11 protein-coding genes are annotated in these 14929 nt (G+C 61.6%); 8 read left to right on the top strand and 3 right to left on the bottom strand.

Annotated elements, in window-relative coordinates:
• Window positions 1-9 precede the first annotated feature (9 nt).
• Complete coding sequence (locus BV034_RS00175) at window positions 10-411, bottom strand: BlaI/MecI/CopY family transcriptional regulator (RefSeq protein WP_050022894.1); 402 nt, start codon at window positions 409-411, stop codon at window positions 10-12.
• A 149-nt stretch (window positions 412-560) separates the two neighbouring features.
• Here BV034_RS00175 and BV034_RS00170 point away from each other — a divergent pair, with 149 nt between their 5' ends.
• From BV034_RS00170 to BV034_RS00150, 5 genes are all read left to right on the top strand, one after another.
• Window positions 561-2030, top strand: coding sequence for an FAD-dependent oxidoreductase (locus tag BV034_RS00170; RefSeq protein WP_081887473.1), 1470 nt, complete (start codon window positions 561-563; stop codon window positions 2028-2030).
• A gap of 398 nt (window positions 2031-2428) precedes the next feature.
• Entirely contained in the window at window positions 2429-3799 is a 1371-nt protein-coding gene (locus tag BV034_RS00165; RefSeq protein ID WP_050023003.1) for a glycosyltransferase, read from the top strand.
• A 15-nt stretch (window positions 3800-3814) separates the two neighbouring features.
• Window positions 3815-5923 carry an HAD-IIB family hydrolase gene (locus BV034_RS00160; RefSeq protein WP_050022891.1) on the top strand — a complete coding sequence of 703 codons (2109 nt, stop codon included), beginning with the start codon at window positions 3815-3817 and terminating at the stop codon, window positions 5921-5923.
• A gap of 118 nt (window positions 5924-6041) precedes the next feature.
• Window positions 6042-8021 carry a transketolase gene (gene tkt, locus BV034_RS00155; protein ID WP_050022889.1) on the top strand — a complete coding sequence of 660 codons (1980 nt, stop codon included), beginning with the start codon at window positions 6042-6044 and terminating at the stop codon, window positions 8019-8021.
• Window positions 8022-8252: 231 nt separating this feature from the next.
• Window positions 8253-9176 carry a hypothetical protein gene (locus tag BV034_RS00150; RefSeq protein ID WP_050022887.1) on the top strand — a complete coding sequence of 308 codons (924 nt, stop codon included), beginning with the start codon at window positions 8253-8255 and terminating at the stop codon, window positions 9174-9176.
• 641 nt (window positions 9177-9817) lie between these two features.
• Here BV034_RS00150 and BV034_RS00145 read toward each other — a convergent pair.
• Window positions 9818-12040, bottom strand: coding sequence for an excinuclease ABC subunit UvrB (locus BV034_RS00145; protein WP_265592471.1), 2223 nt, complete (start codon window positions 12038-12040; stop codon window positions 9818-9820).
• 255 nt (window positions 12041-12295) lie between these two features.
• Here BV034_RS00145 and BV034_RS35510 point away from each other — a divergent pair, with 255 nt between their 5' ends.
• Both BV034_RS35510 and BV034_RS00135 read left to right on the top strand, forming a co-directional pair.
• Window positions 12296-12418, top strand: coding sequence for a hypothetical protein (locus BV034_RS35510; protein ID WP_009966101.1), 123 nt, complete (start codon window positions 12296-12298; stop codon window positions 12416-12418).
• Window positions 12419-12569: 151 nt separating this feature from the next.
• Entirely contained in the window at window positions 12570-12794 is a 225-nt protein-coding gene (locus tag BV034_RS00135; RefSeq protein ID WP_050022881.1) for a hypothetical protein, read from the top strand.
• A 41-nt stretch (window positions 12795-12835) separates the two neighbouring features.
• Here the strand turns inward: BV034_RS00135 and BV034_RS00130 are convergent, their stop codons facing one another.
• Window positions 12836-13507 (bottom strand): DNA-3-methyladenine glycosylase, encoded by a 672-nt coding sequence (locus BV034_RS00130; RefSeq protein ID WP_050022879.1) that lies wholly within the window; start codon window positions 13505-13507, stop codon window positions 12836-12838.
• 118 nt (window positions 13508-13625) lie between these two features.
• Here BV034_RS00130 and BV034_RS00125 point away from each other — a divergent pair, with 118 nt between their 5' ends.
• Window positions 13626-14906 carry an adenylate/guanylate cyclase domain-containing protein gene (locus BV034_RS00125; RefSeq protein ID WP_050022875.1) on the top strand — a complete coding sequence of 427 codons (1281 nt, stop codon included), beginning with the start codon at window positions 13626-13628 and terminating at the stop codon, window positions 14904-14906.
• Window positions 14907-14929: the final 23 nt, after the last annotated feature.

Here is a 14929-nt window from a genome sequence, read left to right as displayed (position 1 = left end):
ATGTTGATCTCAAGACGCCCGGGGCTCAGAGCCCGGCTTTCCTGCCTTTTTGATGATGTCCTCCAGCCGTTTCAACTCATCGCTGGAGAGGTTGCCGTCCTTGTCATCGACGAACGCGGCAACCGCATCGGCCAACGAGCCGCCGAAGAATGTCTTCACCACCTGTTGGAGGGCCGACCGACTCGCCGTTTGCGGGGCCTCGATCGGTTCGTACACATAACGTCCCCCTTCCTCCCGGTGCTTGAGATGGCCCTTCTCCTCTAGAATGCGCAGCAGGGCGCGGATGGCGGAGTAGCTTGGTGCATCGGGAATCCCTGCCTCCACTTCGGCTGCAGAGGCGGAGCCTTTGACCAATATGAGTTCCATGATTTGCCGCTCGCGTCGGCTGAGCTCATGCAATTTCCGCTTCATGCTAATTTTTTAGCACTCGTCACGTGCAACTGTCGAGTGCTAAATGCTAAAAATTTAGCAGCGTGCTCGATCGCACCGATTTGTCCAACATGGCGGGATCGGGGACTCTAGGGAACAAACCAGCGTTCGCCCTTCTCACTGCTTCTGCCATGTCCGAATCCACCTCTTCCCCTCACCGCCCTGAAAATGGCCGCCGCACCTTTTTGCGCTCCGCTCTGACCGGGGCGGCTACGCTGGCCTCGGGACCCTGGCTCGAGGCGGCGTCCACTCCAGAGGTGGCGCAGTTGAAGACGGGCGTCTTTGCGGAGCCTGCGCAAGATCTGCCGCTAGGTGAGGACGTGGATGTCATCGTCTGCGGGGCCGGGCCAGCCGGGATCGCTGCCGCATTGGCCGCGGCGCGGGCGGGGGCGAAGACCCGCCTCATCGAGATTCACGGTTGCCTGGGCGGGGTGTGGACTGCGGGGCTGCTGACCTACATCTTCGACTTCAACAAACCCGGCCTCGCCCAGGAGATCATCCGTCGACTGGACGAGCGGGATGCCCGCCGCAGCAAGCTGCCGGACCAGTTTGTGTATGAACCGGAGGAGATGAAGGTGTTGTTGGAAGAGATGTGCGTGGAGGCAGGTGTGAAGATTCACCTGCACACCCGCCTCGCTGCCGCTTATCGGGATGGTCGCAAGCTCACCACGGTAATCACGGAGTCGAAGTCGGGTCGTCAGGCCTGGCGTGCCCCGGTCTTTATTGATGCCACGGGAGATGGTGACCTCGGTGCCATGGCCCGTTGTGGCTGGGATATTGGTCAAGGTGGGGCGGAATGTCCCTGCCAGCCCATGACGCTGAACACCCTGGCCGTGGTGAAGGATGCGGAGGCGCTCAAGAACTATATTTCCTTTTACCAGGTCACCCCGGAGAACCGCAAGAGCATGTGGGACTGGCACCACCAGGCCACAGAGGGCTTCAAGAATGAAATCATCCGGGCCGGATTCAAACCCTCCTACGGCATGCCCACGCTCTTCCAAGTGCGGGACAACCTCGTGATGGTGATGATCAATCACGAATATGGCATCAAGGCCTTTGACGCTCCGGCGATCACTGAGGCCACCATCCGCGCCCGTGCGGAGGTGTTCAACGTCGTGCGTGGCCTGCGCAAGCTCGGTGGACCCTGGGAGGGTATGCAGATCGTAGCCACGCCAGAACAGATCGGCGTGCGCGATGGCCGGCGCATCCATGGCCGTTATACCGTGAACCGCGACGACCTGGCCACAGGTGCACGACATGATGATGCCGTGACCCAGGCCACGTTTGGCGTGGACATCCACGCTCATGACAAGGAGGCAAATGACAAAAAGGCCATCATTCACGCCGACTTCAAGTTCCACCCCTACGACATCCCCTTGCGGGCTTTGATCGCGAAAGACGTGGACGGCCTGCTCATGGCGGGCCGCTGCATCAGCGGCGACTTCACGGCCCACGCGAGCTACCGCGTCACGGGGAACTCCGTTGCCATGGGGGAAGCGGCGGGAGCCACGGCTGCCGTGGCGGCCCGGACGAAACGCGCCCCGCATGAAGTGGCGTGGAGCGAGGTCAAGTCGGTGCTGGAGGGGCTGCAGAAGGTGTAGAAAGGTTGCGAGAAGCTCGGGGAGCGCACGCATCTTGCGTGCTGTTCCCGGCATCTTGCCGGGAATGACGGTGTGGCAAGCTGTATGGCGCCTCTGAGGGGCTGAAGACGTTCAATGCCTGGCCCTGCTGGAAGGTGAAGGGTATAGGAAAGCACAAAGAGCGCCAAAGCGATTCTCACCGCAGTCCCCCAATTCAGCTGCGTGGGATCAGGTGTCGGAAGGCCTTGCGGTCTTGGAGGAATGCAGCCTGGACACATCCACTTATCCCACTGCAAACGATCCTCTGTGCCAGCGCGCCCCCTGCTTGCTTGGCAAAGAGAAACAGGATCGTTTAGGCGGTTCTAAAGCCCTTGCTTATGGTGCGGGGGACAGGGTGGCCGTACCCCATGATGATGGAAATGGAAACACTTACCACCAAGACCACGCCCGCCCGTCGCCGACGACTCCGCCCGAGGATCGCCATGGTTTCCACCCACGGTTATGTCGCTGCCAATCCACCGCTGGGCGCACCGGATACGGGAGGGCAAGTGGTGTATGTGCTGGAGCTCTCCCGCAAGCTGGCCCAACTGGGCTTCAAAGTGGACATCTGGACACGCAGGTTCGAGGAACAGCCTGAACGTGAGGTGGTGGATGAGAATGTCACCATTCTACGGATGCCCTGCGGAGGGAAAGATTTCATTCCAAAAGAAACACTGGTCAACAAGCTGCCCGAATGGGTGGAGCATGCGCTCCGCTATATTGACAGGCATGATTATTCCTACCAGTTTATCAACAGCCACTACTGGGACGCTGGTGTGGCCTCGCAAAAGATGGCGGAGGCGCTCGGCATTCCGCATGTGCACACCCCCCACTCACTTGGCGCATGGAAGCGCAGCCAGATGAAGGCCGATGCTCCAGAGGAGGTGGCCGATCTCGACAAGAAGTACAACTTCCCCGTGCGCATTCGTGAGGAGCAGGCGCTTTACCGGGCTTGTGATCTGGTCGTGGCCACCTCACCGCAGCAGTTCGACCTCCTGCGTTCTGACTACAACCTGCCTGCGGACACCATTCGCATGATTCCGCCCGGATATGATGACACCCGCTTCTTCCCGGTGAGCACTGCGAGCCGTCAGGCACTGCGGGAGTCATTTGGCTATCAGGGGAAGGTCATCTTTTCGCTTGGCCGCCTGGCGCGGAACAAGGGCTTTGATCTGCTGATCCCGGCCTTTGAGGTGGCCGCCGCCCGCAAGGACGATGTGTGGCTGCATCTCGCAGTAGGGCAAGTTTCCTCAGACCCCGGAAACAGCCCGCTGCTGGAGGAGATGCGGGGGCTTATTTCTCAGAGCCCCTACCGGGATCGGATTGTGCTTTCTGATTCCGTGTCCGATGAGGAACTGGCGGACCGCTACCGTGCGGCAGACGTGTTTGCCCTCTCCAGCCGCTATGAGCCATTTGGCATGACGGCGGTCGAGGCCCTGGCCTGCGGCACGCCCACGGTGGTCACCACCCACGGCGGGCTCTATCGTGCGCTGGACTTCGGGGTTCACGCGATTTATGCCGACACCCTGGACAAGGAGGAGTTCGGCATCGCCCTGCTCCAGGCCACGAAGTACGACCGCCTGCGGGAGCGTCTGGGCCGCCTGGGCAGCCAGCGGGCTCGCAGCCTCTTCACGTGGACGGGCATCGCCCAGCAGGTGCTGCGTGAACTGGAGGACCGCCTTTCACCGGAATCCCTGCTGGATCCCCACCCTTCCTTCGTACCGGGGGGCACCACGCCTTCGTTTGTTTGACCTTGAACCTTCTGCATGCCTGACGCCACTGAAACCTCCCCTGCCAGTCCCGTCCTGCCCATCCGGCTCGCCTGTTTCGATCTCGACGGCACCCTGCTGGGCAAGCCCGACGCCACCCTGAACTTCCAGCGGGCCTGGCTGGCGCTGCCGGAAGACACCCGCCCCGTGCTGGTGTACAACACCGGCCGCATGCTGGCGGACAGCCTGCGCCAGCTCCGCCGCACGGATTTGCCGCCGCCTGACTATCTCATCTGCGGCGTCGGCACCCTCATCTACCGCCGCGAGACGCAGGAGGTGGTGCAGGAGTTCTCGGAAATCATGAGTGGCGGCTGGAATCGCACGAAGGCGGTGGAGGTGGTCACACAGACCACGCATGCGGTGCCGCAGCCTGCGCATTTTCAATCGCCGTTCAAGTCGAGCTGGTATCTCCATCATGCCTCCATGGAGGTCATCGACGGCCTTCGCGCCGCACTGGAAACCGCCGGTCTGCAGGCCACCGTGGTGTACTCCAGTGACCGGGATCTGGACGTGCTGCCCATGCTGGCGGACAAGGGCAACTCGCTGGACTGGCTGCTCAACCACCTGGACATCTCCCCGGCGGAGACCTTGGTGGCCGGGGATACAGGAAACGACGCCGCCATGTTCCACCTGCCGGACGTGCGCGGCATTGTGGTGGAGAATGCCCAGCCAGAGCTGCTGGAGGCGGTGCTGGCCACCCGCCCCTACATGGCCCACGCCATCTGCGCGGACGGCGTGCTGGAGGGCATGAAGCACTACGGTCTCATCCAGGAGGTGCCCGCAGCAGTCCCCGAGGATCCTGGCCACAACCGGTTCACCCCGGAGATCCAGCAGCTGCTCCAGCAGGCTCCCACGGACGAGCTGAAACCTGAGGAGCTGGAGTTCCTCAAGACGGCCTATCAAAAGGCGGTGGAAACGCTCAAGAAAAACATCACGCCCATGGGCTTCTCCGCCTGCTCCCTGGCGGAGAACGAGGTGCGCGGCACGGATGCGAATTACCGCAGCGTCTGGGGGCGCGACGGTGCCATCACCGTGATCGGCTGCATGAGCCTGGAGGATGCCGAGGTGGCCCAGTGCCGGGTGCGAACCCTGGAAACGTTGCTCTCGAATGTTTCGCCCAATGGTCAGATCCCGGCCAACGTCAACATCGACACCGGCCTGCCCGACTATTCAGGTGTGGGCGGCATCTGTGCCATCGACAGCGGTCTGTGGGTCGTTATCGCCGCGTATGAACACGTGCGCAGCACCAAGGACCTTCCCTTTGCCAGGAAATGGGTGGGCACGCTGCAGAAGGCCATGGACTGGCTTGGCGCGCATGACTCCAACAATGACGGCCTCCTGGAGATCCCTGAGGCGGGCGACTGGACGGACCTTTTCGGGCGCTCTTACAACGTGCTGCTGGACGAGGTCCTCTGGTACCGGGCGAACATTGCCTTTGGTCGTCTGCTGGAGATGCTGGGCGTCTCTGGTCGTGCGGGTGACTATGTGCGCCGCTCCCAGACGATTAAGGCAGTGATCATGCAGCGGTTCTGGCCCAGCACCGCCCCGGTGCCGGAGGCCTCGCCGCGCAGCTTTGCGGACATGCAGTTCAGCCTGGGTGATACCAGCTACCTGCTGGCCCAGGTCACCCCGTTTGCCTTCAACTGGCGCTGCGACGTGTACGGCAATATTCTCGCGTTCCTCTTCAACGTCATGGATGTGGATCGGGCCCGCCACGCCTTCCGTTTCATGTGGGGTGTGGGGGTAAACGACCCCTTCCCCGTGGCCAACCTCTACCCGGTGGTGCAGCCGGGCGATCCCGACTGGCGTCCGTACTACACGGTGAACTTGCTCAACCTCCCCGGCCACTACCACAACGGCGGCATCTGGCCGTACATCGGAGCAGCGTGGGTGCGCTTTGTGAACCGTCTGGGCCTCCGTGTCCTGGCCCGGCAGGAGTTGCTCAAACTCGCCCGGCTGAACCAGCGGGGCGTTCTGGGCGACTGGGAATTCAACGAGTGGGCGCACGCCCGGACTGGCAACCCCATGGGCAAGATCAAGCAAGCCTGGTCGGCCAGCGAATTCCTGCTCGCCTGCGAGGAACTGGAAATTCAGTCACATTTTTGACCGATTGTTCACAAGTCCGCTGGAGCGGTCGCCCCCGCCCAGCATTCGCCCTTGCATCCCGCCCCGTGAAAGGTATGTAGCGCGCCTTTGCAGAATCTATTGCTCCGCAGAAAACACGATGAATAAAGCCATCCTCTCGAAAGCCGCCAATGAAGCCCGTGGCCTTGCCATGGACGCCGTCCACAAGTGCAACTCCGGTCACCTGGGTCTGCCTCTTGGCGCCGCGGAAGTAGGAGCCGTGCTTTTCGGCGAGACCCTGCAGTGCGATCCTGCCAGCCCCAAGTGGCTCAACCGCGACCGCTTCATCCTTTCCGCCGGTCACGGTTCCATGTTCATCTACTCCTGGCTGGCCCTTTCCGGCTATGACCTTCCCGTTGAGGAGTTGAGCAAGTTCCGCGCGCTGCGCAGCCACACCCCCGGCCACCCGGAGTCCTTTGAGACCGTAGGCGTGGAGTGCACCACCGGCCCCCTCGGCCAGGGCGTGGGCAACGCCGTCGGTTTCGCGCTGAGCGGCAAGATGGCTGCTGCGAAATACAACACCGCGGAGCACACCATTTTTGACAACCACATCTTCGCCCTCGCCGGCGACGGCTGCCTTCAGGAAGGCGTGGCCCGTGAAGCGGTAGCTTTTGCCGCCCACAACGGCCTGGACAACCTGATCCTCATTTTCGACTCCAACGACGTCACGCTGGACGCCATGGCGAAGGTGACCCAGAGCGAAGACTTCCAGAAGCTCTTCGAAGCCCTCGGCTGGGACGCCGTGACCATCGACGGTCACGACCTTGACGCCATCAAGAGCGCGGTGGAGACCGCCAAGGCCACCAACAATGGCAAGCCCAAGATCATCATCGCCAAGACCCTCATCGGCAAGGGCATCCCGGAAGTGGCCGGCACGGCCAAGGCCCACGGTGAAGGCGGTGCCAAGTTCATCGACGCCGCCCGTCTGGCTCTCGGCCTTCCTGCTGACCAGCACTTCTTTGTGAGCGACGAGGTGAAGGCCTACTTTGCCGACCTCAAGGCACAGCGCGGTGCCGCGCATGCCGAGTGGACCACGACCTTCGACGCCTGGGCCGCCGCCAACCCGGCGCTCAAGGCCGAGCTGGACAACAGCGTGAACTACGACCACTCCGCCGAAGAGCTGCTGAAGCTCATCCCCGAGTATCCGGCTGAGAGCAAGGCCGCCACCCGCAACAGCGGTGGTGAGATCTTGAACCACATCGCCAAGGCCATCCCGAACGTCATCACCGGCAGCGCCGACCTCTTCGGTTCCACCAAGAACTACATCAAGGACGGTGGCGACTACTCCGCCGCCAATCCGAAGGGCCGCAACATCTGGTTCGGCATTCGCGAGCACGCCATGGGCGCCATCTGCAACGGCGTAGCCTATGACGGCCTCTTCCGCATCAGCGGTGCCACCTTCCTGGTGTTCGCCGACTACTGCCGCCCCAGCATCCGTCTGGCCTCCCTGTCCAAGCTTCCGGTGGCCTACATCTTCACGCACGACTCCGTGGGTGTGGGTGAAGACGGCCCGACCCACCAGCCGGTGGAAACGGTCAGCGGTCTGCGCGTGATCCCGAACCTCGATGTTATCCGCCCGGGCGACAGCGAGGAGTGCGCCGCCGCCTTCGCCGCTGCCTACAGCCGCAATGACGGCCCGACGCTTCTGGCCCTCTCCCGTCAGGACCTGCCCAACCAGGGCGGCACCCCTGCCGAAGTGCGCCGCGAAGGCACCCTCAAGGGTGGCTATGTGCTCGTGAAGGAAACCGGCGCGCTGAAGACCATCCTCCTCGCCACCGGCTCCGAAGTGCAGCATGCAGTGGATGCCGCCAAGCAGCTTGGCGAAGGCGTCCGCGTCGTCAGCCTTCCCTGCTTTGAGCGTTTTGACCGCCAGCCCCAGGCTTATCGCGATGAAGTGCTGCCTCCCGCAGTCACCAAGCGCGTCGCCATCGAGGCCGGTGTTTCCGCCCTCTGGTGGAAGTACGTCGGCACCGAAGGCAAGATCATCGCCATCGACCGTTTCGGCCTCAGCGCCCCCGGCAATGTCGTCATGAAGGAGCTCGGCATCACCGCCGACAGCGTCGTGGCCGCTGCGCAGTAAGCTGAGTCAGCCTGAGCAGGCAACAGACAGATCATTTGAGAACCGGGCAACCCGAGAGGGTTGTCCGGTTTTTTGTTGGGGGGAAGGTTGGATCCGAGGCTTGATTTCATGGAGAAAAACTGATGTGATGAGCGCAAGCGCGTCTCCATCCCCCAACCCCTCCGCCCTATGAATGTGTCAGCTATCGTGAGGCATTGCCTTCAGCTCAGTGGATGGATCTGTCTGGGGCTCGTGTTTTCACGCCCGGCAAATGCGGAAGACATCAAGATCCCGGACTCGCTTCCCGCCGAGGTGGTGGCGGCTTTCGAGGCGGCGAAGACGACGAAACTGTATTCCCTAGAACCTACGGGAGAGATGCTGCCGCAGCATGAGCGTCTGCACAACGAACGGGTCCTGGGTGAAACCACTCTGACCTGGGAGCAAACCGCGACGGCATTCCGTTTGATCAAAAAGGGGGTTGCCGAAGGCCACGATCGACTGGCGTTCTGCTTCGCCCCAAGACACGCCCTTCGAGTCACGACAAGGGAGCATCACTATGATCTCGTGATCTGCTTCGAGTGTGTAAGGGTCGACGTTTATCGTGACCAGGAGCGGCTCTCCTCCGTTGGGCTGACGGCTTCACCGGAGTACTTCAACTCGCTGCTCAAAGCGGGCCGCGTGCCTCTTTCGGATAGCAGCTATGAGATGGAGGAGAAGGAGAGGAATTTTTTTGCAGAAGGAAAAGCCCGGTGGCTGGCAGGTATGCCAGAGTCAATCCGGCCAGTTTGGGCGGCCTGGCAAGCGGAGGGCGAGAAGAGAGATCTGAAGAAGCTGCAGGTGCTTCTGGCAAAGCAGTTCCCCAAGGCAGAGAACCGCATCCTGGCTCTCTTTACCTGGTATGCTCAGGACGATGACTGGGCATCGGACTTACACTATGCGTCAGCCCCCGAGTTGATGCTGGAGGAGTACGGCGATGCGGATTTCGTGACCGTTGGACAGCGGGACGATTTTACAACGGCCCAGCTCGAAGGCGCGGCCAGATTTCTGGTTGGCTGGCCGACCTCAAGACTGGCCGTGCTGCCCGCCAAACTGAAACAGAAACTGCTGGTTCACGTCACCAACCAGAAGGATGCGAGGAAGAGTGCATGGGCCAGGCACGCTTTTGGGGCGAGATAGGGTTATTTGATTCATTGAACCGACTGCGAAGCTTCTGCTGACTAAAGTCGGTACTCCAACCCGCTTCGATCATGTCATACGGCAGAATGACATCTCAGGTGTGATGACGTTGTGAAGGGTCAATTCTTGTAACCTCAGGGGGGCTCGCGAACTGACCCGCGTAAACGCGGAACTCCAACCCTGCCAGCGGGAACGGAGAGAGTTGGAGTACCGTCCCGCATCCTCTCCAAGGCTCTCGTCACGTGCACCCCTCGACATTGCAGGCCCAAAAGAATCACCTAGAACCCATACGCCTCCAACACCTGGACGCGCCGCGTCTTTGGAGTGCGCGCGGGAACCGCCGCTTTGGCACCCCTTGTGATATCCCGCCACCCAAGCGCTCGACCACCGCCATCGCATCAACCAAGATTTCCTGACCCGCGTAAACGCGGAGCTCCGACCCTGCAGCGGGAACGGAGTGGGTTGGAGTTCCGCATTGATGCGGTCAAGGCCGCATCCTCCAAGATGCACTATCCAGCTAAAAACTTCCTCGAACCCAAACTCCCGCCCGGCATTCAGTTCCCGGAGGCTGAAACCAGGTTCTCCCCACAACAACGGTCCAACGTCTTGACGCACTGCCTGCTGCCCACTGACGCACCGGCTCAACCCTTCTTCCCTTTTCCCTTCTCCCTTGACCCTTTTTTCACCCCATACTTCACCTTCTTCTGGGCGGGCATCATGCCGGTGTCTTCAATACCCGCCTGTTTCTTGAGCTCACGGATCTGGTCGCGCAGCAGGGCGGCGCGTTCGTACTCGAGCTTCACGGCGGCCTCGGCCATCTCGGATTCCAGTTCGCGGATGACCTCGGTCACGGCATAGCCGCCGGCTTCATCCCGGACCATGCTTTCCTCAACATTCCGTCCGGCCTGGTAGGTGTGCAGACTCTCCTGCACGGCGCGCTGCACGGTCTGCGGGGTGATGCCGTGCTTCTCGTTGTGATCTTCCTGCCGTTCGCGACGGTAGGCGCTGATGTTGATGAGGGCCTGGATGCTCTGGGTGATCTGGTCGGCAAAGAGCACCACCTCTCCGTTCACGTGCCGGGCGGCGCGTCCGGCCGTCTGCAGCAGGGAGGTCTCGCTGCGCAGGAAGCCTTCCTTGTCCGCATCCAGGATGCACACGAGGCTTACCTCGGGAAGGTCCAGGCCTTCCCGCAGGAGGTTGATGCCCACGAGGATGTCGAACTCCCCGGCGCGCAGGGCGCGCAGAATCTCCACGCGCTCGATGGCGTCGATCTCACTGTGCAGGTATCGAACCTTCAGGTCCAGGTTCCGCAGGTAGTCGGTAAGATCCTCGGCGGTGCGTTTGGTGAGGGTGGTCACCAGCACGCGCTCGTTCTTCTCGATGCGCTGGCGGCAGAGCTCGATGGTCTCGTCAATCTGGCCCTTGAGCGGGCGCATGGTGACGATGGGGTCCAGCAGCCCGGTGGGCCGGATGATCTGCTCCACGATGAGATGGCGTCCCTTCGCGTTGACGTCGAACTTCTCCAGCGACTCCGCGCTGCCGGAGATGCGGGCGATGGGTTTGGCCCTCGAACCCGGAACCATCGCGGGCACACCCTCGTCCTCGCCGATGCGTTCGCGTTTGTGCGGGATGTAGCCGGTGTTGCCCACGATGCTGTTCTCCACCTCGAACGTGGCGGGTGTGGCGCTCACGTACACGATCTGGTGCATCTTCTTCATGAACTCCGGGAACTTCAGCGGCCGGTTGTCCATGGCACTTGGCAGGCGGAAGCCGTGCTCCACCAGCACCGTCTTGCGGGAGCGGTCGCCCTCGTACATGCCGCCGATCTGCGGCACGGTGACGTGGCTTTCATCCAGGAAGAGCATGAAGTCATCGCGGAAGAAGTCCAGCAGCGTGCCCGGGGTGCTGCCGGGTTCGCGGGAAGCCAGGTGGCGGCTGTAGTTCTCGATGCCCTGGCAGAAGCCCATCTCCTGCATCATCTCAATGTCGTACTCGGTGCGCATGCGCAGCCGCTGGGCCTCCAGCAGCTTGCCCTGCTGCTCAAACTCCGCGATGCGTGCCTCCAGCTCCTCCCGGATGGCCTTGATGGCACGCCGCAGTTTGTCCGCCGGGGTGACGAACTGCTTGGCGGGGTAAAAGGTATAACCCGGCAGCTGGCCTGTGGCCGTGCCGGTGAGCGGATTGAACACACTCATGCGATCGATCTCATCGCCGAAGAACTCCACGCGAATGGCCTCGTCCTCCAGGTAGGCGGGGAAGACCTCGATGACATCACCGCGAGCCCGGAACTTGCCGCGGCCGAAGGCGATGTCGTTGCGCTCATAGAGCATGTCCACCAGACGGGTCAGGAAGCTCTCTCGCGTGATCACATCGCCCACCTTCACGGGCAGCATCATGCCCTCATAATCTTCGGGCGAGCCCAAGCCGTAGATGCAGGAGACGCTGGCCACGACAATGACATCCTTGCGCGTGAGCAGGGCACCCATGGTGGAGAGGCGCATCCGCTCGATCTCCTCATTGATGCTGGAGTCCTTCTCAATGTAAGTGTCAGAACGCGCGATGTAGGCCTCGGGCTGGTAGTAGTCGAAGTAACTGACGAAGTACTCGACCGCGTTGTTGGGGAAGAAGTTCTTGAACTCCGAGTAGAGCTGCGCCGCCAGCGTCTTGTTGTGAGACATGATCAACGCCGGTTTGCCGATCTGCGCGATGATGTTGGCCATCGTGAAGGTCTTGCCTGATCCCGTCACCCCCAGGAGGGTCTGGTGCCGGTTGCCAGCGCGGACGGATTTCACCAGCTTGGCGATGGCTTGGCCCTGGTCTCCTTCGGGCGAGTAGTGCGAGTTGAGTTGAAACGGGCTGCTCACCTGAACACCTATCACAACTGCGGCCCGGATGCAAATCCTCCGAAAAGTAACACCTCTATGCCCCGAAAAAGACAACCGTGCCGCCGGGCAATCACGAACCGTTGATGTTGCCCTTGGAAAGACGCGACCTTCTGTCCCCACAGCGATCTTGCTTTCTAGTTGGCAAAAGCAATAGTTCACGTTATATCGCCGCGCGGTGCATGGTGAAAACCGGCATCGCAAAACAGTACCACCAACGACCCCAACATTATCATCATGAAATCCACTCTCGTCGCCCTCGTGCTGGCTACCGCCGCTCTTACCCTGGCTTCCTGCGCTTCCAAGAAGCCCGCTCCTGCTCCCGCTCCTGTGGACATGGGCGTGCACAGCGGCAAGTAATCCAGCTTGTTTAGCACTTTGATCAGGCGCGGTGGGGCAACCCAGCGCGCCTTTTTGCTATTCGGGGCAATTTCTGTCCACAAGTTGGAATAACTGCGGTTCCCGAAGCGTCTCATTTTGCGCCTGCTTAACAGTCCTGTTAGGAAGGCACATGCAAAACAACCAACAACTCGACATCACCAACATGATCCGAATTCTCTCCCTCGCCGCAGCCGTGGCCACCCTGAGCCTTGCTTCCTGCGCCTCTCTGAAAAAGAAGGGTGACTGCAGCGCCTGCTGTGCCACCAAGCCTGCCGCTGAAGCCAAGGCCAAAGACGCCTGCTGTGCAGATGGCGCTGGCCACGACCACAGCAAGACGAAGGCGAAGAAGAAGTAACCCATCTTCGCCAGCAGGGCTGCTTATGCCCTGTTGTCTGTTCAACCGCCGCTCTGGGATTTCTTCCGGGTCGGCGGTTTCTTTTTTCTGCCCCTCGGGTTCATGGATGCGGGGACCGGAGCCTTCACGCGACCATGAGGCACGCTCACATGGTCATGTCCTTTCGCGAGGAAACGCCATTGGAAATCCACCGCCTTGGAGATCCCAACCCGAATGTCCTCTGCGACGACATGACCCGGGGCCAGTGGGACGGCCGGCCGTCGCAGTCCCACCCCGTCAGGACGATGAGGCCCTGCCATGAAAGTGCCGTGGGCCTCACCTGTGATGCCCATAGCCATGGCCAGCTTCCCGGGCCCCGAGCAGAGTTCACGTGCTTTCTCACGCCCCCTTCGTTGCTGCATCACCTCTATGCCTTCACGGGGCTCCAGAGCGCGAATGAGGATCAAGCCGTCCTGTCTGCCGCCCTTCACCAGCAGGTTGAAGAGCCAGTACATCCCGTAGTTGAAATAGACGTAAGCCGTTCCCGCTGGCATGACGCGGACGAACTCCCGGGAACTGGGACGAGTGGCCGTGTGACAGGCGGCATCCCCCTCCACGGCGTAGGCTTCCGTCTCCACGATCACGCCGCTGCACCCATGCCATACCAGCTCCATGCCGACGAGTTCACGCGCCACAGTCAGCACATCGCGCTCAAAGAAATCTTGATTCAGCATCCTGCTCCTGTTTGATGGAAGTAACGGCGGCACCGATGATCTGGCGTCTGACTGGCCGGACGGACCGCAGCCGGTCACTGATTGAAACCGATGGGAACTGGCATTGCAACACCCCACCATGTCTGAAGAGGACAACGCATCCCCGGAAGGCGGCGGCCCAGCCGTTGATGCCTCGCTTGGCCCGATCGAGGGTGGGGCTTATCTGCGCGTGCTCCGTCAGGAGCAATTGAAGAACGCGCGCTCCTTCCACTGGTACCGTCTTGTGGCCGTGACGGGGTTTCTCGTCCTGGAGCTTTGGCTCAATGGCATTCATTGGACGGAGCAGGGTCGGGCCTCCACGTTTGCCATCTTGTTGGCCTATTGGGGCCTTGTCCTGGTCTTGCTGGTGGGCACCATCTACTCGCCCCGTATCGGCCGGCTCGGGAGCCTGGCGGTGCCTTTTCTGGACATGCCCATGGTGTTCTTCTGCCAGTGGAATCTGATCGCCACCATGGCGGCGGACCCACGCATCGCGGGGAACTTCACCATTGGGATCTTTGTTTCGCTCATCATGCTGGCGGCCAGCTCCCTGGAGCGGTGGCAGATCTATCTCGCGGGCGTTCTCGCGACAGGTCTGCAGTTCACCCTGCATCGGGCCGCGGGCGAGGGACCCTTCGGCACCCTTGGCGGGACGGTCGTCATCCTCGTAGCGGCGGCCATGTGCGACTTTGCCCGTCGCAACCGTCTCGCAGCCATTGAGGCCCTCTACCACGAGCAGGTGCGGCGCGAGCGCCTCGGCCGCTATTTCTCTCCCCAGGTGGCCATCGAGATCGAAAAAGGCACCTCCGGCCTCAGCGACGGCCAGTGGTGCGAGGTGACAGTGCTCTTCAGCGATCTCCGCGACTTCACCACCCTCTCCGAGCGGCTGGACACCCACGACATTGTGAAGCTGCTCAACCAGTACTTCGAGCACATGGTGCACCTCGTCTTCGAGCATGGCGGCACCTTGGACAAGTACATCGGCGATGGCATGATGGCCTACTTTGGCGCGCCGCTCGCGACGCCCAACCATGCCGAACGCGCGGTGCAATGCGCGCTCGCCATGAAGGCCGCGCTTGTGGACATCAATGTCCGGCGGGCCGCTCTGGGTGAGCCTCTGTTGCGCATGGGAGTGGGGCTCCACACCGGTATGGCCGTCATTGGCAGCATCGGCGCCCCGCATCGGCGGGAGTACACCGCCATTGGCGATACCGTGAACCTTGCTGCCCGCATTGAGCAGCTCACGAAGGTGCACAATGAGGACATCCTGCTTTCCAGCGAGACCCGGGACCGCGCAGGCTCGGAACTGAAGTTTAAGGAAATCACGGAAAGCACGGTCAAGGGCCGCCATGCCAGCGTGCGCGTGTTTGCCCCGGTTTGACTGCCCGGGCAGGCCCTTGTCAC

Source organism: Verrucomicrobium sp. BvORR034 (assembly GCF_000739635.1).
In the GTDB taxonomy this organism is placed as follows: Bacteria; Verrucomicrobiota; Verrucomicrobiia; order Verrucomicrobiales; family Verrucomicrobiaceae; genus Verrucomicrobium.
Note: the sequence above shows the minus strand (reverse complement) of the source record. Positions and strands in the feature narration are given on the sequence as shown.

Bases quoted from the DNA above. Each gene is read 5' to 3' on its own strand.
- BV034_RS00175 (WP_050022894.1), bottom strand. From the start codon at position 411: ATGAAGCGGAAATTGCATGAGCTCAGCCGACGCGAGCGGCAAATCATG.
- BV034_RS00170 (WP_081887473.1), top strand. From the start codon at position 561: ATGTCCGAATCCACCTCTTCCCCTCACCGCCCTGAAAATGGCCGCCGC.
- BV034_RS00165 (WP_050023003.1), top strand. From the start codon at position 2,429: ATGGAAACACTTACCACCAAGACCACGCCCGCCCGTCGCCGACGACTC.
- BV034_RS00160 (WP_050022891.1), top strand. From the start codon at position 3,815: ATGCCTGACGCCACTGAAACCTCCCCTGCCAGTCCCGTCCTGCCCATC.
- tkt (WP_050022889.1), top strand. From the start codon at position 6,042: ATGAATAAAGCCATCCTCTCGAAAGCCGCCAATGAAGCCCGTGGCCTT.
- BV034_RS35510 (WP_009966101.1), top strand. From the start codon at position 12,296: ATGAAATCCACTCTCGTCGCCCTCGTGCTGGCTACCGCCGCTCTTACC.
- BV034_RS00135 (WP_050022881.1), top strand. From the start codon at position 12,570: ATGCAAAACAACCAACAACTCGACATCACCAACATGATCCGAATTCTC.
- BV034_RS00130 (WP_050022879.1), bottom strand. From the start codon at position 13,507: ATGCTGAATCAAGATTTCTTTGAGCGCGATGTGCTGACTGTGGCGCGT.
- BV034_RS00125 (WP_050022875.1), top strand. From the start codon at position 13,626: ATGTCTGAAGAGGACAACGCATCCCCGGAAGGCGGCGGCCCAGCCGTT.